This window comes from Clostridium sp. DL1XJH146 (assembly GCF_054819755.1).
On sequence record NZ_JBTVVN010000001.1, the window covers coordinates 207,950 to 228,176 of the forward strand.

Below are 20,227 nucleotides of genomic sequence, written 5' to 3' on the forward strand. Positions count from 1 at the left end.
ATTATAAAATCAAGTAAACGTTTTTGTCAATTGTTGATTTGATAAAAAAAGAAACTTTTCAGTCAAATAATTTCCATTATGGAAAAATTTATACCAAAAAATTTCTAATTTATCATCTTTTAAATTTTAAATTTTAGAAATTAAAAAATTTATAAGATTATACAGATTAGCCCACCATTACCCTCATTTATTATCTTTTCAAGGGTTTTTTGAATTTTAAATTGGATGTCATCAGGCATTTTATACAGTTTATTTTGCAAACCATCCTTTACTAATACTTCTAGTGATCTACCAAACATATTACTTTCCCAAATTTTTGATGGATTACTTTCAAATTGCTCTAAAAGTGATTTCACTAATTCTTCACTTTCTCTTTCAGTACCCATTATTGGAGAAATTTCTGTTTGAATATTTGCTTTGATAAAATGTAAACTCGGAGCACTTGCCCTTAATTTAACTCCATACCTTGTTCCTTGTCGAACAATTTCTGGTTCCTCTAATCTCATTTCTGATAATTGGGGCGCTACTAAACCATATCCTCTTTCTTTTACATCAATTAACGCATTTGATATTTTATCATATTCTACTTTTGCGTAATTTAAATCTTTAATAATTTTTAACAACTGACTTTCTCCAATAATTTCTTCGTCACAAACTTCACTTATAATTCTATAGAAAAGCTCCTTTTTAGGATTTAATTCAATATTAGCTGTACCATTACCTAAATTCACTTCTTCAATTTTAGAGTTTTCTAAAAAATCGTAGGAATTAATTCTTGAAAAAAATTTGTTAATATCTCTAATTTTGTCAATGTTTCTACACATATCACTTATAGTACTAAAATAGTTTTCTTTTAACCAATGATTAACCTCTAATTTTTCTATCCATTCTGGAATATTAATGTTAATTTCTTTTACTGGAAACTCCCTTAATATCTTTTGGAACAGATCAGTTATTTTTGTTTCGTCCATGTTTATTACATCGACAATTTCAACTGGGACATCGTATTTTGCTTCCATTTCTAATTTTAACTGTATTGTTTCTTCTTCCTCTGGTCTTGATGTATTAAGTACAATAACAAATGGCTTTTTGATACATTTTAATTCATTTACTACTCTTTCTTCTGCTTCTAAATACTCATCTCTAGCAATGTCCGTAACTGAGCCATCAGTTGTTACTACGAGTCCTATTGTAGAATGCTCATTAATTACCTTTTTTGTACCAATCTCCGCTGCTTCCTCAAAAGGAATTTCATAGTCATACCATGGTGTTGTTACCATTTTGGGTTTGTCTTCTTCACTATATCCAAGCGCACCTTTCACAATATATCCAACACAATCAACCATACGAACTTTAAATTTACTTTTATCACTAATATTAATTTCTACGGCTTCGTTAGGCACAAATTTAGGTTCAGTTGTGTGTATTGATTTTCCAGAAGCACTTTGTGGCAATTCATCTTTTGCTCTCTCTTTCTTATAACTATTTTCTATATTAGGTAAAACCATAAGCTCCATAAACCTTTTTATGAAAGTTGACTTCCCAGTTCTTACAGGTCCTACTACTCCTACATAAATATCACCCTGTGTTCTTTGAGCGATATCTTCATATATATCATAGTTTTCCAATGATATACCCTCCTATTACTATTATTAACAATATATATATACTTTAAAAAAAAGAATTTATGACAAAAAAAAGCTAATTTGAATTTCAAATTAGCTTTATATCTCATCTTTTTTTTCTCTAGACATTAATTCATAAACTGCATATTTGGGGTCTTTCCCCTCAAACAACACTTTATATAAGGCATCAGTAATAGGCATTGATACTTTTAATTCTTCTTTTAATTCATAGAAAGCTTTGCATGCCTTTATTCCTTCAACAACCATACCAATTTCACTAGTGGCTTCTTCATATGAGCTTCCTTTTCCTATTAAAATACCCGCTCTTCTATTTCTAGAATGCATACTTGTGCAAGTAACAATTAAATCACCCATACCTGTTAAACCATAAAAAGTTTCTGGCTTAGCACCTAATGCCATACCAATACGCTTAATTTCACTCATTCCTCTTGTCATTAATGCTGCCTTTGTGTTATCTCCAAATCCAATTCCATCAGAAACACCTGCTGCTAAAGCAATAATATTTTTAACCGCGCCTGCAATTTCTACACCAATAATGTCATCATTTGTGTATACTCTAAACTTATTTGTCATAAATATTTCTTGAATATACATAGAATAAGCTCTATTTCTACTTGAAGCAACAATAGTAGTAGGAAGGTCCATAGCAACTTCTTCAGCATGACTAGGCCCTGATAAAATCACAACATGATTGGAGGGTATTTCTTCCTCTACTATTTGGGATAATCTTTTATGTGAATTTCCATCTATACCTTTGGCTATAACAACAATTATCTGATAATCTTTTACAATCCCTTTAATCTTAGCACTAATGCTCTTAATTGCATGGGAAGGAACAGATAATACTATAACTTTAGACCCTTGTATCACTTCACCTATATTTGATGAAGCACTTACACTAGAAGGAATTATTACGTGAGGCATATATTTAAAATTTTCTCTTTTCAAATTAATATCATCAACGATTTCCTGAGATCTAGCCCACATTTTCACATTGTAACCTTTTTTTGATAGCATAACCGCTAGAGCTGTTGCAAAACTACCACTACCCAGAAAAGAAATTGTCTCCATATTATTCCTTCCTTTCTCTAAATATCAAATTAACTCCAGTACCGCTAAAGTCAAAACTTTCTCTTAATTTATTTTCTAAATATCTTTCATATGAATAATGAACAAGTGTTGGATCATTAACAAAAAATATTATTGTAGGAGGTTTCGATGCTACTTGAGTTGCATAATATATTTTAAGTCTTCTTGTGCCCATGATTGGCGGCTCATTCATCATTAACGCTTGGCTTATTATATCATTTAAAACTCCAGTTTTTATTCTTTTAGAATAATTATCATAGCATTTTTTAGCAGTCTCAAGCACCTTAGTGACTCTTTGACCAGTTTTAGCAGATATATAAATTATTGGTGCATAACCCAAAAATGATATTTGCGACCTTAAATTTTGTGTATATGTTTTAACTGTATTATTATCCTTTTCTATAAGATCCCATTTGTTTACTAAAATAATAATAGCTTTATTTAATTCATGAGCATACCCTATTATTTTTTCATCCTGATCTGCAATACCATCTTCTGCGTCAATTAACAGGATACATACATCGGCCCTTTCAATTGATGCTATAGTTCTAACCGCACTATAGCGCTCTATTTCTTCTTTTATTTTGCTTTTTCTTCGAAGTCCTGCTGTATCTACTAGTGTAAACTTACCATATTCATTTTCCAAATAACTATGTACAGAATCCCTTGTAGTTCCTGGAATTTCGCTTACAATATGTTTTTCTTCACCAAGAATTTTATTTATCAAAGACGATTTTCCAACATTAGGTCTCCCTACAAAAGCAACTTTAACATATTCTTCATCTTCATCATCCATAGGTAAATCTTTGAAATTCTCAACGACTTCATCTAACATATCACCAAGACCTAGTCCTTGAGCAGCTGAAATAGCCAATGGTTCTCCTATACCTAAATTATAAAATTCAAATTTATTATCTTCTAATGTATTTCTATCTATTTTATTTACAACTAAAACCACTGGTTTTTTAGATTTTCTCAAAATCTGAGCTACTTCTCCATCTGAATCTGTCAGTCCTTGTTTCCCATCAACTATAAATATAATAACATCAGCCATTTCAATAGCTATCTGCGCCTGCCTTCTCATTTGTGCTACAATTATATCATCATTTTTAGGTTCTATACCACCTGTATCAATTATTGTGAAATTATTATTAAGCCAATCACTCTCAGCATAAATTCTGTCTCTTGTTACACCCGGTTGGTCATGTACTATTGCTATTCTTTTACCTGCTAACTTGTTAAACAAAGTAGATTTACCAACATTAGGTCTACCCACTATTGCTACTATTGGTTTTGCCATTATTATTCCTCCTCGCTGTAAAAATTAATTTTATCTATTAAATCTCCACCTAAATAATCACATAAAATAATCTTTTTAGCTATTTTTTTTTCTAGTTCTTCGATTGTAAAATCATCTAAAAGTACTTTATCTTTATTATCTGATATCTCATAGCCTTTTCTTATAATATTATCTGGAAGAATAATATGAGAAAAAGCTTTTGTATCTATATTTGATAAACCTTCTACTATGTCTTTGCCTGTAATTAATCCACTAACAGTAATAGTTTCGCCGAAAAATTTATTAATTATTTTTACAATTTTAATATTTATCATATTGTTAGTTTTCATTATAGTATTCGCAGCAGAATTTATTTCTTCATAAGCTGCAGCACCTGTAATAAATATATAACTACCTTTTTGTGTTTTGTCTAAATAAGAAATATTTTGCATCAAATTATCCCTAAATTTTCTTATTACCCCTACTCCATCTTCTAGTTGACCAAAATCACCATAAAAGTCACTTTTAGGTACATCCTTATTAGCAATAATGTAAAACTCATCACCTAAAAATACAAATGCTTCACCTGTATCTTTTACGAACTTTCTTTGAAATTTTTCAATTTGATCAATTGTTTCCTGTGCCAGTATTTCATCAAACAACTTTAGCTGCACCAAATTATTTTTTTCTCTAAATTTAGTAATTCCTATAGGCACTACTACAATCTTTGAAATACTAGGGTAGAGAGGATATAAATCCATAATTGTTCTATTTAACTCTTCCCTATCATTATATCCAGGACATAATACAATCTGACAATTAATTTCTATACCTGCTTTTGCAAGTTTACTTAACCTATCAAAAACATTACCAGCAAATCTATTATGCATCATCTTTATTCTTAATTCTGGATTAGTAGTATGTACTGATACATTTATTGGGCTTATTCTATATCTTATAATTCTATCAATATCTTCCTCTTTCATATTTGTTAGTGTTACAAAATTGCCTTGAAAAAAAGATAATCTTGAATCATCATCTTTAAAATAAAGAGTTTCTCTCATTCCAGCTGGTAATTGATCAATAAAGCAAAAGATACAATTATTATGACAGCTTCTAGGATTATCAAGTATTGGGTCACAAAACTCTATTCCTAAATCCTCATCATATTCTTTTTCAATTTCTATATCCCAAACTTCACCATCTTGTTTTTCTAATTGCAAAGTCATATATTCATCTGTAATCAAATATTTATAATCAATTATATCTTTAATTTCAGTATCATTTATTGATAATAACTTATCACCTTTCTCCATACCTGCCTCTTCAGCAATGCTACCTTTAATTACCACATCAATAACATTAAACATTTTACCCTCCAACTGATTTTTACGCATTTGTAATAATAACACTAAAGCTCTAATTTTACAAGTATAGATATTAAAATCATAGCTACATATGCACTATAGGGACTTCTACAATAAACTCCGTTCCTTCACCAACTTTACTTTCAACGTTTATAGTACCTTCGAAATTGAGTACACTATGTTTAACAATTGCAAGACCTAAACCAGTTCCTCCTCTAGCTCTTGACCTTGCTTTATCAACTCTATAAAACCTCTCAAATAATCTTGGAATATCTTTTTCTGGTATACCACACCCTGTATCTTTAAATCTAATAATCATTTTATTATAATCAGTTTGAGTTTTTATAGTAATCATATCATTATTTTCTGAGTATTTTATAGCATTATCCACAAGGTTTATTATTATTTGCTTAAATGAATCTCTATTTCCTAGCAATATAGGGTCTTTATCAAATTTATAATTCAATTTAATATTTTTCTTCTCAAATGCTGGTTTCATTAATATTAAAACTTCTTCTATACTTGCATTTACTCTAAATTCTGACTTTTCTTTATTTGCATCAAATTGTTCCATATCTGAAAGGATTAAAATATCATTTATAAGTCTAGTTAATCTATCCGCTTCAATATCAATGATATTAAGAAATTTATCTTTAGTTTCTTTGTCTTCAACATATTTCAATGTTTCAGAAAAGCCTTTGATTGATGTTAAAGGAGTTTTTAATTCATGCGAGACATTTGCTACAAATTGAGAACGCATATTTTCTAATTTTTTTATATCCGTTATATCATTTAATACAATTACAGTTCCTATTTTAGTATTTTCACTTATAATTTTTGCTTTTATAACTTTTAGTATTTTTTCACTTGGTAAACTTATAGAAATTTCATTAATTCCTTCTTTTGTATTAATTAAATTATCTATAGCATCTTTATTTAGTATATTTTCGATTTTTCTGCCAATAACATCATATTCTAATTCAAAAATATTTTTTGCATATGGATTAAACATTATAATAAAATTTTCGGTGTCAATAGCTATCACTCCACTATCCATACTTCTAAGAATAGCTTCAAGTTTATTTTGCTTATCATTAGAATCTTTTAATGTATCCTGTAGCTTATTTGCCATTTTATTGAAGGTTACAGCTAACTCCCCTATTTCGTCATCAGAATATTTTTTAGCTCTTTTATCAAAATTACCTTCAGCTATTTCATGAGTTATTTCTTCTAAATCTCTTATAGGCTTAACTACTACATATGTTAATTTAGACGATATTATTATTGAAATTAATAGAACTATTACCAATACTACTAAATAATATTTCGTGTATTTTCCAACAATACCCTTCATTTCATCTAAAGGTAAAGAACTACGAACTACACTTCCATTTTTACATAATGTTGCATAATAAATCATTGTTTTGTTTAAAGTTTCACTGTACCTAATATTAGATCCATTTCCATTAAGTCTAGCTTCAATTACTTCTTTTCTATCATTATGATTTTCCATTGTTTCTGCATCTGAATCTGTTTCTGCAATTACTGTACCATCTTCATCAATAAATGTAGTTCTTATCGAGATATCTTTAGTAAATTGTTTTGATAAAACGTTATTATAATTCACTCCTGAGTCTATTCTGTTTATTACTAATTGATTATTTAATTTTAATTGTTCCTTTACGCCTTCTTCATTTTGAAAATTAACCAAAGCAACGAACAATAAAGTAACAACGAATAAACTTAAGACTACAGTACCTATAAAAGTTACCATTAATTTCTTTTTCATTGTTATTCTCCTACATTAAATCTATAACCGATACCTCTTATTGTTTCAATAAATTTTGGCTTTTTATCATCCGTTTCAATTTTTTTTCTTAAATGTCTAATATGTACATCTATAGTTCTTGTCTCTCCTATATATTCATATCCCCATATCTTTTCTAATAAATACTCTCTTGTTAATACCCTACCTTTATTTTTTATAAATTCACTGAGTAATTCAAATTCTTTAAATGTCAATTCTATTTTTTCATTATTTTTTTTAACCTCATGCTTTTGAAAGTCAATCGTTATTTCTCCAAAGCTATAGTTATCATCAAAATGTTGGATTTTTGTTCTTCTTAAAACAGCTTTAACTCTCGCTATTAGTTCTTTTACAGAAAATGGCTTTGTAATATAATCATCTGCTCCTATTTCTAAACCATGAATTTTGTCACTTTCTTCTCCTTTAGCTGTTATCATGATAATAGGCAAAGTTGTAATACTACTATCTTTTCTAATTTCTTTACAAACTTTATATCCATCCATACCAGGTAACATAACGTCTAATAAAATCAAATCTGGACTAAAATCTTTAACTATTCCAAAAGCTTCTTTACCATCTCCACATGAAACTACATCGTATCCCTGACTCATTAAATTAAATTTAATCAATTCTTGAATATTAATTTCATCATCAACTACTAATATCTTTTCTTTTAACATAGTTTACCTCCTATAGTTGGGTTTCACACAAAAGAAAGTCCTACTCTAAATTAGGACTTTCTTTTTTAGAAATTAATTTCTTAATTTCTTCAATAAACGTGTTAACATCTTTAAATTGTCTATAAACTGATGCAAATCTCACATATGAAACATCGTCAACATCTTTTAATTTATCCATAATCAATTCACCTATAAATTCGCTTTTAACTTCGCTAACCATAGAATTACAAAGATTTCTTTCTACCTCATCAGCAATTAAATCAATTTGCATCCTTGAAACAGGTCTTTTTTGACATGCCTTTATTAGCCCATTAATAACTTTATTTTTGTCAAAATATTCTCTGTTTTGGTCTTTTTTAATAACTAAAATTGGTATGTTATCTACTTTTTCATATGTTGTATATCTCTTTAAGCAATTAGAACATTCTCTACGTCGTCTAATTGCGCTATCTGTAGACCTAGAATCAACTACCTTGCTATCATTATTACCACAAAACGGACACTTCATAATTACACGCCTCTCAAGTTTATTAATTCCATATTATTATACACTTTTTCAAAGAATTTTGCTAGTTTCTAGTCCGTAATTATCATTTTCTAGATCAACAAGGATTACATCTATACCAATTTTAATTATTTTTTCCCATGGTATTTCTATAAATGCTGACTTATTAAACCATGCCTTTTGTTGATATGGTAAAACTATAGAAATTATTTCAAAATTCTCACAATCTATCTTAATATCGGAAATAAATCCTAGTTTTTTTCCATCCAATACATTTATAACTTCCAATGCCTTTATACAATTTAATGAATACATATTATCACCCCATATAATTATATGTACAAGCCTTTTTAAATATTAGTTCTGTTTTATAATACTTTTGGTATTCATATTGTTGTTTTTAAAATAAAATTCTATTTAAATGTAGTGTGAAGAGTGAAATGTGCAGTGTGAAGTTAAGGATGATTTTGCTACATTTTCACACTTCACTCTTCACATTCCACACTTTTATAAAAACAATAATTTATAGAAGAAAAACTTTTTAAAACAAATCCAAAACATTAAAAAAAGAGCCCTAAGGCTCTATACGTATTTTCTCATATGTTTTAGTGCAGTTTTTTCCAATCTTGATACTTGGGCTTGTGATATACCTATTTCTTCAGCTACCTCCATTTGTGTTCTTCCCTTAAAAAATCGCATATTTAAAATCATTTTCTCCCTAACATTTAATTTTTTCATAGCTTCTTTAATTGATATGTTTTTTATCCAACTATCATCCAAATTTTTAGTATCTCCTATTTGGTCCATTACATAAATCGCATCTCCACCATCATGGTATATTGGTTCAAAAAGAGATACAGGATCTTGAATAGCATCTAGTGCAAATACAACATCTTCACGTGGCACATTTAACTCTTTTGCTATTTGTGAAATACTAGGTTCTTTATTATCCTTAGAAACGAGTCTATCTCTTGCCTGTAATGCTTTATACGCAATATCTCTCAAAGAACGACTCACTCTTATGGAATTATTATCTCTTAAATATCTCCTTATTTCACCTATAATCATAGGAACAGCATAAGTAGAGAATCTCACATTTTGACTTAAATCAAAATTATCAATAGCTTTTATTAAGCCAATACATCCAACTTGAAATAAATCATCAACATTTTCACCCCTATTATTAAATCTCTGAATTACTGATAAAACTAAACGTAAATTGCCCCGTATAAATTTTTCTCTTGTTGAATTATCACCATCTCTCATCTGTCTTAACATCTTTTTCATTTCAGCATCTTTAAATACTGGAAGTTTAGATGTATTTACTCCGCAAATTTCAACTTTGTTTACCATCATTTCAAATCAGCTCCCTGAAAATAGTGCCATTAAAATTATTACCAGAAAGCTATTCTTTTATTCATCTATTTAAACCATCTTATTTATTTCTTTTTTTAGTCTATTTATTATTCTTTTCTCCAATCTAGAGATATATGATTGAGAAATTCCAAGCATATCAGCAACTTCCTTTTGAGTTTTTTCTGTTTTACCATTTAAACCAAATCTTAATTTCACAATTTCCTTTTCTCTATTACTTAATGATTTTAATGCAATAAATAATAGTTGCTTATCTACTTCACCTTCTATCATATTATAAACCATATCATTTTCAGTACCAAGAATATCAGAAAGTAATAATTCATTTCCATCCCAATCTGTATTCAATGGTTCATAAAATGAAATTTCAGCTTTAATTTTATTATTTCTTCTCAAATACATTAATATTTCATTTTCAATACACCTAGAAGCATAAGTCGCTAATTTAATATTTTTTGATGGATCAAAAGTATTTACCGCTTTAATCAATCCAATAGTTCCAACTGAAACCAAATCCTCAACCATTATTCCTGAATTTTCAAATTTTTTCGCAATATATACAACTAATCTAAGATTTCGCTCAATAAGTATCGTTCTAACGCTCTCATCACCATTGCTTAGTCTATTAACAACATCTATTTCTTCATCTTTTGTAAGTGGTGGTGGCAAAGTATCATTTCCTCCAATAAAATAAATATCCTTTGCAAACAATCTGAATTTAACTATTAAATTATTAAGTATTGATGAAATAAATTTCATTTAATCCCTCCATATCTAGAATATACCTCTTGATAATAGTGCATTGTAATCATTAAAAGCACTAAGTTTTCTATCACATAACGCAATTATAGCTTTTTGTCGTTTTATACCAGTAATACCACAATCATCAATAATCTCAACATAATCGGGCAAAAAACCTTCGAATTTACTTATTTCTCCATTAATACCTTTATATGGAATTAAATATGTGTTAGGATTATTAATATTAATTTCTTTAAAAACATTCTTTTCAACAATAATTACTGGTAAATTAGTCGACGGTTCTCTTAATTCATTACCTGTATCCATAAAAGCTGTTACTGTTTTCATTGTATTTTTATAATAAATATTCGTTTGAAAAATCAAAACTTTAAGTGATTTTCTATCTCTAATAAAAACAAAAAATCTATTAACAAATAAATAAAAAATTATAAGCGCTAAAATTAGTTTTTTATATGAATAACTTTCTATTGTGGTATGTATAGAGGAATAATTCAAATAATTTAAAGAAATACAAATTCCTGACATTATAAAGGAAATAAAAATAAAGGTAACCAAACCTTTAAAATACAAAATGTATTTTTTCCTATAAAATAATAATATTATCATTAATAATGCAGTAATTAATTTAAAAATAAAGGAATATATAAAATTAAATTTATCATAAAGGCCTATAACCGCTATAAATGATCCTACAGAAGCACTTAAAATTGCATTTTTTATCTTATACCTTAATTCCATAACTTTAGTTGTCATTACTAAAAGAAAATAGTTAATGATAAGATTTTCAATAAATACAATATCAGCAAAAATAACCAATTAATTAACCACCCCCTTATATATATTATAAAGGCTTTCCTATTAAAAATTTGTCATTTTATAATTCAAATAAAATATTTTATAAGCTATAAAATACAGAAATTCAACAAAATTTTTGTATAAAAAAAAGTGCTTAATAAGCACTTTATTTCCTATATTTTCTTAAAAAAGCTGGTATTTCTAAATCTGACTGGTCATATTCAATTTCTTTCTCTACAGTTACTTCTTCTACCTGTTTATCTTCAATAGGTTGTTTGTTTTCATCATTAATTAACTCTTCATTACGCACAACATTTTGTCTATGAGTATCTTCAAAACCGGTCGCTATAACAGTAATCCTTATCTCATCTTTTAAATTCTCATTAACTACAGCTCCAAAAATAATATTTGCATCAGGATCTGCAGCTTCTTGAACTATTGCAGCAGCTTCATTTATTTCAAACAGTCCCATATCAGCTCCACCTGTAACGTTAAGTAATACTCCAGTGGCTCCTACAATTGAAGTTTCGAGTAAAGGACTGGAAATTGCTAGTTTAGCTGCATCTTGAGCTCTATTATCCCCTGTTCCAATACCGACACCCATATGTGCTAATCCACGATTAAGCATAATTGTTCTTACATCTGCAAAATCCAAATTTACTAATCCAGGAATTGTAATCAAGTCAGATATACCTTGTACACCTTGTCTTAAAACATCATCAGCTAGTTTAAATGCTTCTAATAATGGTGTTTTTTTATCAACCATAGTTAATAATTTTTCATTTGGTATTGTAACTAGAGTATCAACTACATCTTTTAATTCTTTAATACCTTGGTCTGCATTAAGCATCCTTTTTCTTCCTTCAAAAGGGAATGGCTTAGTAACAACACCTACAGTTAATATCCCTAATGACTTTGCAATTTCAGCAACTACAGGAGCTGCTCCGGTTCCAGTACCTCCACCCATACCTGCAGTAATAAATACCATATCAGCACCTTTAATAGCACCCATAATTTCATCTTTGCTTTCTTCTGCTGATTTTTTCCCAACTTCAGGATTTCCACCAGCTCCTAAACCTCTTGTCAATTTATCTCCTATTTGAATTTTCTGAGAAGCATGTGACACAGTAAGGGCTTGTTTGTCTGTATTTATTCCGATAAACTCTACATTCTTTAATCCTTCTTTTATCATTCTATTAACTGCATTGTTTCCACCACCACCACAGCCAATAACTTTTATTTGCGCAAATGATTGTACATCAACATCAAAATCTAACACATTTAGACCTCCCTACTAAAAAAAATAATCGCTAAAAAAATTTCTAATTCTATTTATAAATCCTTCTGCTTGTTCACCATTATTCATACCATGTTTTAAACCAAAATTATCTTTTTCATTATCTTGTGATAACTTCATATTCTTACATAACGAATTGTAGACATCAATTATCACTCCAACAGAAAGAGAAAATTTAGGATTTGAAGCCCCAAAAATATCTGGATATCCCACACTAACCTTTTTATTATAAATCATTTTAGAAAACTCCACAATATCACTAAATAAAGCTAAACCCCCACCTACAAAAACAACAGAATTTATATCTTCAAATAATAAATTCTTTTCAAGCTCATTTCTAATAGTATTCAAAATTTCTTCTGCTCTCGCATTAATAATACAATTTATAAATTGCTGTTTATCTTCTTCAGCTTTATAGGAATCAATATTATTAAATTTACTTTCTTTTATAATATCATTACTTATACTTAATTGTCCATATTTGTTTTTTAATTTCTCTGCTTCTTGATGAGAAATCTTCATACAATATGCAATATCTTTAGTAATGCTATTGCCACCCATGCTTATTTGATTGATTAGTATTAATTTACCATTTTTAAATACGGAATAATCCGTTTTATCAAAACCGCAATCAATTAGTAATACAGAAGAACTCTTATCAAAACTATCAATACTAATATGACTTAACGCTTGAGCTGCAGATATTTCTCCTATAATTGAAACGCCCGCTTTTTCTACACTTTTTCTGAAATTACTAATAATATTTGATTTCGCCGTAACCACAAAAGCATCTAATTCTAAGCGAGTTCCACTCATTCCAACTGGTTCATTAATATTTCCAAAACCATCTACTAAATATTGTTCCGGAATTAACCCTACAATTTCTTTTTCAGTAGAAAGTGATAATATTTTAGTTGCGTCTATAACACGATATAAATCTTTCTCTTTAATTTCTTTATCTGAAGATGCAATTGCTATAATTCCTTTGTTCCTTACTATTTCTATGATCCCATTGGATAATGATACAAAAACCTCATCAATTTTAATATCTGTTATTCTCTGTAAATTATCTAGACATTTTATAATCGCTTTAGATGTTTCATCTATATCTATTATTATACCATTTCTTAGTCCATTACACTTAACAGAGTTAATACCTAGGATATGCAATGAGCTTTCTTCATCTATTTTCCCAACAGCACCATATATACTACTTGAACCAATATCAAGTGTTACTATATAGTCATCCATCATATTTCCTCCTTAAAGCTGGATGTATATAGTATTCAACATAAATTTCAATTATCCTTCTAAATTTTAAAACTAATTTATATATTTTAAAACTTAAGTAGTTTTTTTGATTGCATTAAAAATCATTTCACAAACAACAATAAAAAACACACTTTTTATTGTGTGTTTTAAATTGATACTAATCTTTTAAACATTTCCACATCCATGGCATAAGTTAGTGCATCATCATAACTTATCAATCCATCTTTATACAATTCAATTAAACTTGAATCCATTGTTTTCATTCCATATTTTGCTCCTGTTTGAATTGATGATTGTATTTGGTGTGTTTTACCTTCTCTTATTAGATTTTGGATAGCAGGAGTTGTAGTCATTGTTTCAAGTGCAACAACACGACCATCAGCATTTTTCATAGGAATTAATTGTTGTGAAACTATTCCTTGTAATACCGCACCAAGTTGCATTCTAATTTGTTGTTGTTGATATGGTGGAAATACATCAACAATTCTATCTATAGTTTTTGCCGCACCTATTGTATGTAACGTTGACAAAACTAAATGTCCAGTTTCAGCAGCGGTAATAGCAATAGAAATTGTCTCCAAATCTCTCATTTCTCCAACTAAAATTACATCAGGGTCTTCTCTTAACACAGCTCTTAGTGCTGCTCCATAGCTGCTAGAATCTCGACCAATTTCTCTTTGATTAATAATCGATTTATTATGCTTATGCAAAAACTCTATAGGGTCTTCTAATGTAATTATATGATTAGCTCTTGTTGTATTTATTTCATTAATCATTGCCGCAAGTGTAGTACTTTTACCACTACCTGTAGGACCCGTCACAACAACAAGACCTCTCCTTTTTTCTGTAAGCTCTCTTATAATTGATGGCATATCTAGCTTAGTTAATGTAGGTACTTTTAAACCAACTACCCTTATAGCTATAGCTGCACTATCTCTTTGTTTATATACATTAACTCTAAACCTGCCTAATCTAGGAATAGAATAAGATGTATCTACCTCACCCTTTTCTAAATAGCTATTATATTGTTCTCCTAAAATCTCTCTAGAATAAGTTTCAGTTTCTCTAGGTGATAATTTTTTTATTTCCTCTAAAATAACTAATTCTCCATTAACCCTTAGCGTAGGATTAATACCAACAGTTAAATGCAAATCTGAAGCCCCTTTATCAACAGTAAGTTCTAATAATTCATTTAAAGATACCACATTTTTCCTCCTCATGTATGTTTCATGAAAAATCTTATCTATAAAACGTTCTTACTACATTTTATCAAATATATAGTAATAAAAAAAGTATAATTTAAATATTTAATGACAAAGTATTCTAAAAATTTATATTTTTCTTATTAAATTCCTTAAATAATTTTTTTAGAGCTCTTTTTTCAATACGAGAAACATAAGACCTAGAAATATCAAGCATACATGCAATTTCCCTTTGTGTTTTTGAATCTCCATTATAAAGGCCATATCTCAGTTCTATAATGATTCTTTCCCTTTCAGAAAGACATTTTTGAATATTTTGATAAAGCTTACGTATTTCAATTAGGTTTTCAACCTTATCAACTACCGATTCCTCATTACTACTTAGTATATCAATTAATGATATTTCATTCCCTTCTTTATCAATTCCAATTGGATCTTGGAGATATATTTCATTTTTAGTTTTTTTATTGTTTCTTATGAGCATTAGTATTTCATTTTCTATACATCTTGCGGCGTAAGTCGCTAATCTAGTTCCTTTTGTATCGTCAAATGAATCGATAGCTTTAATCAATCCTATAGTACCAATTGAAATGAGATCTTCCACATCTTTATAAGGATAAGAGTACTTTTTAACTATATGTGCTACTAATCTCAGATTTCTTTCAACCAAAACAGTTTTTGCAGATGAATCTCCTGATTTGAGTTTTTCAATAAATATTTTTTCTTCTTGTTCATTAAGTGGTTTAGGAAATGAATTCCCATTACTAACGTAAGCTGTAAAGAATACAACACTACCTAATAGTTGAAATAAGTTTTGAACAATAAACACGTTGCTATTCCTCCAGAGAGTGCTTATTATTATAATATGATATAACATAGTAAATAGTGCATAAATTATTGTAAATATGAATAAAGATTTTCTGCAATATCTTTAAAAATAGGTGCACAAATTTCACTTGCGTAGACTCCAACTTCTTTATCTGGAACAAAAACTATCATACTGTAATTTTTATTATCAATTTCAAAAAAACCTGCAAACCACAAGTCATTGCATTCTATATCATCATAGTCATCCTTATCAGAAATAAATTCTCCTTCCTCTTTTCTACCAGCAGTTCCTGTTTTACCACCTAAATTTATATAGCTTGAATATGCTTTACGGCCAGTTCCATCTTCATCTCTAACAACATCAATCATCTGATTTTTAATAATATTTGCATTTTTTTCTGAAATAATTCTTTCTTCTTCTTTTTCCTTCTGTTCAATAATATTAGAAGAATTATCAGCATAACCTTCAATGATAGTAGGTTTAACATATACTCCACCATTAATAATAGTGTTAGGAATAGAAATAGCTTCTATCGGTGTTATCTGGCTCTTTTTACCTATTGACGTTAGACCCCAGGCATCAGTATCATTATCACAAACCCCCTCTTTTTCTTGAGCAATATTAACTACTTTTTCATATAATCCTTGCTTTTCAGCGTAGCTATTCATTACATCAACCGTTAGTTCCTCACCCACTTGACTAAACAAATTATTACATGACCTAATAAATCCCTCATCTATTTTCATGCTATCCCATTCAAAGTGATCTGTAATACCATTTTCCTCATGTATATATACTTTATTTAAGTCTACTACCTCTTTTTCTAATCCAGCCTCTTCAACTAATATTTTAAAAATCGAACCTGGGCAAAAACTCTCTGTTCCTGTTCCTAGCACGATATTTGCGTCAATAAAATAATCTTTTTGGGCGAGCCCTCGAATTTTACCTGTATCACTTTCCATTACTACTACACCAATTTGTTCATCATCTTTATATTTTTCAGAATTTAGTACTTCTTCAATTTTTAGCTGAATTTCTTTATCTATAGTTAAGACAACATCTAAGTTTTCTTTTGGGATTTCACTACTAATATTTTCTACTGCTCCTGATTCATCTATCTTGAATATATCATTAACATAATCATTATTGGAAGTTTTTTTTATAATTTCGTCTTCTAAAGAACCTTCAGGTTTTTCCGTTTCTACATATTTAATCTCACTATTATCACTAATCCTCTTATAATAAATAGGATTAGTGATAATATTTTCGATACTACTTTCCCTATTCTCACTATCTATATCTTTACAGCTAAACGTATAAACGCCTTTAACTCCTTTAATCTCTCGTAATTCATTATATGTTTTTTCATCAATTTCCCATGTTAATTTTTCATAACTGTCAACATCAATATTCATTAAATTATAATCTTTATTATATTTCTTCAGAATTATATTCATTGCAATTAGATCATCCAATTTTGTATTATAGATATTTTTTGAAAATAAATTTGAATAAACACAAAAATAAAATTTTTCTTTATATTTCAATAAATCTTTCCCATTACAATCAAGAAGATTATAATTAAGTGTCCCTTTTACTTCTTTTATTGTTATTTGTGCATCGGCTATAGCACCCAATTCTTCACTACTCTTATTCATAATAAAATATAGTCTCAAAGCTAAAAAAGACAGTAATAATAATGCAATAACAAATAACCTTTTAATTCTTCTTTTTATAATATATTTATCTTCAAACATAAAAAAACACCTCTTTGAAATTACTTTCCAAAAAAGTGTTTTTTTATTCATTTGAATTTATTTTCTTGCAATACTTGTCTTATTTTTGCTACAATAATATCTATAGCAACTTTGTTATGGCCACCTTCTGGCAAAATAATATCTGCATATCTTTTAGTTGGTTCTGCAAATTGAAGGTGCATAGGTCTTACAACATTTAAATACTGGTCAATAACCGATTCTAATGTTCTTTCTCTTTCTCTCATATCTCTTAATATTCTTCTTATAATTCTTACATCAGCATCAGTATCAACATATATTTTAATATCTAATAAATCTCTAATTCTTTCTTCCTGAAGAATCAAAATACCTTCCAATATTATTATTTCTCTAGGCTCAACTTTAATTGTATTATCAATTCTATTATGAATAGAAAAATCATATATTGGTTTTTCTATAGTCTTTCCATCTATTAGGTCTCTTAATTGATTAACTAACAAATTTGTATCAAAAGCATCTGGATGATCATAATTAGTTTTTGTTCTCTCATCAAAAGTTAAATTACTCTGATCTTTATAATAAGAATCTTGTTCTATTTTTGCAATGCATTTTTTAGTAAAGCTTCTATAGATTTCATTTGCAACAGTACTTTTCCCCGAACCCGTACCACCTGCAATTCCAATTAATACAGGTTTAACCATTACTCATCCCCCTTTTTCAGAATTAGTATATCTTTTTCTTGTAATTCAATATTAACTTCTGCATCAAATATCATAGCAGCTTGATTAGCAGCTTCAATTAATTCACCTGATCCATTTTTAATATTCAACAGCTGTACAGCAAAATCGTCCCCTTGTGGCCTTAAAACTTCAACCTTATCACCACTAAACACCCTGTTCTTCTGTTTTATTACCGCTCTTTTAGTATCTTTATCATAACGCAGCACAATACCAACTACATCATAATCTCGAATATACTCAGATGAAGCTACATTTTGTTTAACTTCTTCATCAAAATAAAAGCCTGTAGTATATACCCTATGACTCGGTTTGTTTAAAAGCTCTTTCCACTCATTTCTTAATACATATTCCTTTGAATTATCAAAATATCTATCTATGGCTTCCCTATAAGCTTTAACAATAGCTGCTACATAAAAAGTACTCTTCATTCTACCTTCTATTTTAAGCGAATTAATACCTGCCTCTATAAGCTCGGGAATATGATCAATCATACATAAATCTTTTGAATTCATTATGTAAGTTCCTTTATCATCTTCAACAATATTGAAGTATTCGCCCGGTCTTTTTTCTTCCATCAAATAATATTTATATCTACAAGGTTGAGCACATCTACCTCTATTGGCATCTCTACCTGTCATATAATTCGATAATAGACATCTCCCTGAATAGGACATACACATTGCCCCATGAACAAAAGTTTCTATTCCGCATTCTTCTGGTAATTTTTTTCTAATGCCTTTTATTTCTTCAAGACTCAATTCTCTAGCAAGAACTATTCTCTTTATTCCATAATTAAACCAAAATTGTGCTGACTTGTAATTTACACTATTAGCTTGAGTGCTAAGATGAAGTTCTAATTCTGGAGCAATTTCTTTTGCAGTCATAATAATCCCTGGATCTGAAACAATAAGAGCATCTATTTTCGCTTCTTTTAATTCCATCAAATATTCTTCCAAACCTACAAAATCCTCTTCATGTGGAAAAACATTTAGTGTTACATAAACTTTTTTCCCTCTTTTATGAGCATATTCTACACCTTTTTTAATATCTTCTATAGAAAAATTATTAGCTAGCGCTCTTAAGTTTAATCGACTTCCGCCTAAATATACTGCATCTGCCCCAAAATCAATTGCAGTAACTAATTTTTCTAAATTACCTGCTGGAGCTAATAATTCAGGTTTATTCATTTATTATTCCTCCTCAAAGTAATAGCAACTCCATCTCCAATAGGTAGAATTGTTGTATTCAAATCTTCTCTTATGCTAATTTCTTCTAGGTATTCTCTCATTCTTTTGACAATGGTAATTTTTCTTCTGATTACAAGGTCATCTGAAGCTACCATCCCTCTAAACAACACATTATCAGATATTATCATACCATCATCTTTTAATAACCTAAGACAATGTGGCAAATAATGATTATAGTGTCCTTTTCCTGCATCAATAAATATTAAATCAAATTTTTGATTTAGAGCTTGAATTACATCTAAACAATCTCCTTTAATTACATTTATTGATTTATCCATATTATATTTTTTAATATTTTCTACAGCAATATCATACATTTTATCGCTACGCTCAATTGTAGTAATTTTACTGTTATTTTTACTTTCAATATTCATAAGTATTGACGAATAACCTATTGCAGTACCAAGTTCTAAAATTTTAATAGGTTTTTTTATACTAATAATAAACCTTATTAAATTTGCAACTTCCTTTTGGACAATAGGTACATTATTAATATGTGCATAGTTTTCTAAATCATCTAAAATATCATCGTTAAAATTTATAAGTGACCTTAGATAATTATCAATATGGTCATAAGTAATTCCGTCCATTGTTTCCTCC

At 28.7% G+C, this 20,227-nt stretch carries 19 protein-coding genes; all 19 read right to left on the bottom strand.

The genetic code is table 11. The features are described from left to right. Positions 1-149 precede the first annotated feature (149 nt). On the bottom strand, positions 150-1,628 hold the full coding sequence (gene spoIVA, locus ACVHXK_RS01060) for a stage IV sporulation protein A (RefSeq protein ID WP_461204486.1): 1,479 nt from the start codon (positions 1,626-1,628) through the stop codon (positions 150-152). A gap of 96 nt (positions 1,629-1,724) precedes the next feature. Then, positions 1,725-2,717: an NAD(P)H-dependent glycerol-3-phosphate dehydrogenase gene (locus ACVHXK_RS01065; RefSeq protein ID WP_461204487.1), complete on the bottom strand. Its 993-nt coding sequence runs from the start codon at positions 2,715-2,717 to the stop codon at positions 1,725-1,727. Between the two features lies 1 nt (position 2,718). Beyond that, positions 2,719-4,035 carry a ribosome biogenesis GTPase Der gene (der, locus tag ACVHXK_RS01070; protein ID WP_461204488.1) on the bottom strand — a complete coding sequence of 439 codons (1,317 nt, stop codon included), beginning with the start codon at positions 4,033-4,035 and terminating at the stop codon, positions 2,719-2,721. Positions 4,036-4,037: 2 nt separating this feature from the next. Beyond that, the gene (locus tag ACVHXK_RS01075; protein WP_461204489.1) at positions 4,038-5,384 is read right to left on the bottom strand and encodes a DUF512 domain-containing protein; all 1,347 of its coding nucleotides are present in this window, start codon (positions 5,382-5,384) and stop codon (positions 4,038-4,040) included. Between the two features lie 82 nt (positions 5,385-5,466). Beyond that, positions 5,467-7,170 (bottom strand): two-component system histidine kinase PnpS, encoded by a 1,704-nt coding sequence (pnpS, locus tag ACVHXK_RS01080; protein ID WP_461204490.1) that lies wholly within the window; start codon positions 7,168-7,170, stop codon positions 5,467-5,469. 2 nt (positions 7,171-7,172) lie between these two features. Further along, positions 7,173-7,868: a response regulator gene (locus ACVHXK_RS01085; RefSeq protein WP_461204491.1), complete on the bottom strand. Its 696-nt coding sequence runs from the start codon at positions 7,866-7,868 to the stop codon at positions 7,173-7,175. A 40-nt stretch (positions 7,869-7,908) separates the two neighbouring features. Next, positions 7,909-8,376: a transcriptional regulator NrdR gene (gene nrdR / locus ACVHXK_RS01090; RefSeq protein WP_461204492.1), complete on the bottom strand. Its 468-nt coding sequence runs from the start codon at positions 8,374-8,376 to the stop codon at positions 7,909-7,911. Positions 8,377-8,424: 48 nt separating this feature from the next. Continuing rightward, positions 8,425-8,688 (bottom strand): YlmC/YmxH family sporulation protein, encoded by a 264-nt coding sequence (locus ACVHXK_RS01095; protein ID WP_461204493.1) that lies wholly within the window; start codon positions 8,686-8,688, stop codon positions 8,425-8,427. A gap of 267 nt (positions 8,689-8,955) precedes the next feature. Beyond that, entirely contained in the window at positions 8,956-9,729 is a 774-nt protein-coding gene (gene sigG / locus ACVHXK_RS01100) for an RNA polymerase sporulation sigma factor SigG (protein ID WP_461204494.1), read from the bottom strand. A 69-nt stretch (positions 9,730-9,798) separates the two neighbouring features. After that, the gene (sigE, locus tag ACVHXK_RS01105; protein ID WP_461204495.1) at positions 9,799-10,506 is read right to left on the bottom strand and encodes an RNA polymerase sporulation sigma factor SigE; all 708 of its coding nucleotides are present in this window, start codon (positions 10,504-10,506) and stop codon (positions 9,799-9,801) included. A 15-nt stretch (positions 10,507-10,521) separates the two neighbouring features. Beyond that, entirely contained in the window at positions 10,522-11,325 is an 804-nt protein-coding gene (locus tag ACVHXK_RS01110) for a sigma-E processing peptidase SpoIIGA (RefSeq protein WP_461204496.1), read from the bottom strand. A 145-nt stretch (positions 11,326-11,470) separates the two neighbouring features. Continuing rightward, entirely contained in the window at positions 11,471-12,583 is a 1,113-nt protein-coding gene (gene ftsZ, locus ACVHXK_RS01115; protein WP_461204497.1) for a cell division protein FtsZ, read from the bottom strand. A 15-nt stretch (positions 12,584-12,598) separates the two neighbouring features. Beyond that, positions 12,599-13,852 (bottom strand): cell division protein FtsA, encoded by a 1,254-nt coding sequence (gene ftsA, locus ACVHXK_RS01120; protein WP_461204498.1) that lies wholly within the window; start codon positions 13,850-13,852, stop codon positions 12,599-12,601. 167 nt (positions 13,853-14,019) lie between these two features. Then, positions 14,020-15,078: a type IV pilus twitching motility protein PilT gene (locus ACVHXK_RS01125; RefSeq protein ID WP_461204499.1), complete on the bottom strand. Its 1,059-nt coding sequence runs from the start codon at positions 15,076-15,078 to the stop codon at positions 14,020-14,022. A 118-nt stretch (positions 15,079-15,196) separates the two neighbouring features. Continuing rightward, positions 15,197-15,904, bottom strand: a complete 708-nt coding sequence (sigK, locus tag ACVHXK_RS01130) for an RNA polymerase sporulation sigma factor SigK (protein ID WP_461204500.1) — start codon at positions 15,902-15,904, stop codon at positions 15,197-15,199. A gap of 65 nt (positions 15,905-15,969) precedes the next feature. Then, positions 15,970-17,661 carry a penicillin-binding transpeptidase domain-containing protein gene (locus ACVHXK_RS01135; RefSeq protein WP_461204501.1) on the bottom strand — a complete coding sequence of 564 codons (1,692 nt, stop codon included), beginning with the start codon at positions 17,659-17,661 and terminating at the stop codon, positions 15,970-15,972. Positions 17,662-17,708: 47 nt separating this feature from the next. Beyond that, a complete protein-coding gene (gene udk / locus ACVHXK_RS01140; protein ID WP_461204502.1) occupies positions 17,709-18,341 on the bottom strand; it encodes a uridine kinase in 633 nt (210 codons plus the stop codon). Continuing rightward, on the bottom strand, positions 18,341-19,567 hold the full coding sequence (locus ACVHXK_RS01145) for a peptidase U32 family protein (protein WP_461204503.1): 1,227 nt from the start codon (positions 19,565-19,567) through the stop codon (positions 18,341-18,343). The genes udk and ACVHXK_RS01145 overlap by 1 nt, the downstream gene beginning before the upstream one ends. Continuing rightward, complete coding sequence (locus tag ACVHXK_RS01150) at positions 19,564-20,217, bottom strand: O-methyltransferase (protein WP_461204504.1); 654 nt, start codon at positions 20,215-20,217, stop codon at positions 19,564-19,566. The genes ACVHXK_RS01145 and ACVHXK_RS01150 overlap by 4 nt, the downstream gene beginning before the upstream one ends. Positions 20,218-20,227: the final 10 nt, after the last annotated feature.

Bases quoted from the DNA above. Each gene is read 5' to 3' on its own strand.
- ACVHXK_RS01065 (WP_461204487.1), bottom strand. From the start codon at position 2,717: ATGGAGACAATTTCTTTTCTGGGTAGTGGTAGTTTTGCAACAGCTCTA.
- der (WP_461204488.1), bottom strand. From the start codon at position 4,035: ATGGCAAAACCAATAGTAGCAATAGTGGGTAGACCTAATGTTGGTAAA.
- ACVHXK_RS01075 (WP_461204489.1), bottom strand. From the start codon at position 5,384: ATGTTTAATGTTATTGATGTGGTAATTAAAGGTAGCATTGCTGAAGAG.
- pnpS (WP_461204490.1), bottom strand. From the start codon at position 7,170: ATGAAAAAGAAATTAATGGTAACTTTTATAGGTACTGTAGTCTTAAGT.
- ACVHXK_RS01085 (WP_461204491.1), bottom strand. From the start codon at position 7,868: ATGTTAAAAGAAAAGATATTAGTAGTTGATGATGAAATTAATATTCAA.
- nrdR (WP_461204492.1), bottom strand. From the start codon at position 8,376: ATGAAGTGTCCGTTTTGTGGTAATAATGATAGCAAGGTAGTTGATTCT.
- ACVHXK_RS01095 (WP_461204493.1), bottom strand. From the start codon at position 8,688: ATGTATTCATTAAATTGTATAAAGGCATTGGAAGTTATAAATGTATTG.
- sigG (WP_461204494.1), bottom strand. From the start codon at position 9,729: ATGATGGTAAACAAAGTTGAAATTTGCGGAGTAAATACATCTAAACTT.
- sigE (WP_461204495.1), bottom strand. From the start codon at position 10,506: ATGAAATTTATTTCATCAATACTTAATAATTTAATAGTTAAATTCAGA.
- ftsA (WP_461204498.1), bottom strand. From the start codon at position 13,852: ATGGATGACTATATAGTAACACTTGATATTGGTTCAAGTAGTATATAT.
- ACVHXK_RS01135 (WP_461204501.1), bottom strand. From the start codon at position 17,661: ATGTTTGAAGATAAATATATTATAAAAAGAAGAATTAAAAGGTTATTT.
- udk (WP_461204502.1), bottom strand. From the start codon at position 18,341: ATGGTTAAACCTGTATTAATTGGAATTGCAGGTGGTACGGGTTCGGGG.
- ACVHXK_RS01145 (WP_461204503.1), bottom strand. From the start codon at position 19,567: ATGAATAAACCTGAATTATTAGCTCCAGCAGGTAATTTAGAAAAATTA.
- ACVHXK_RS01150 (WP_461204504.1), bottom strand. From the start codon at position 20,217: ATGGACGGAATTACTTATGACCATATTGATAATTATCTAAGGTCACTT.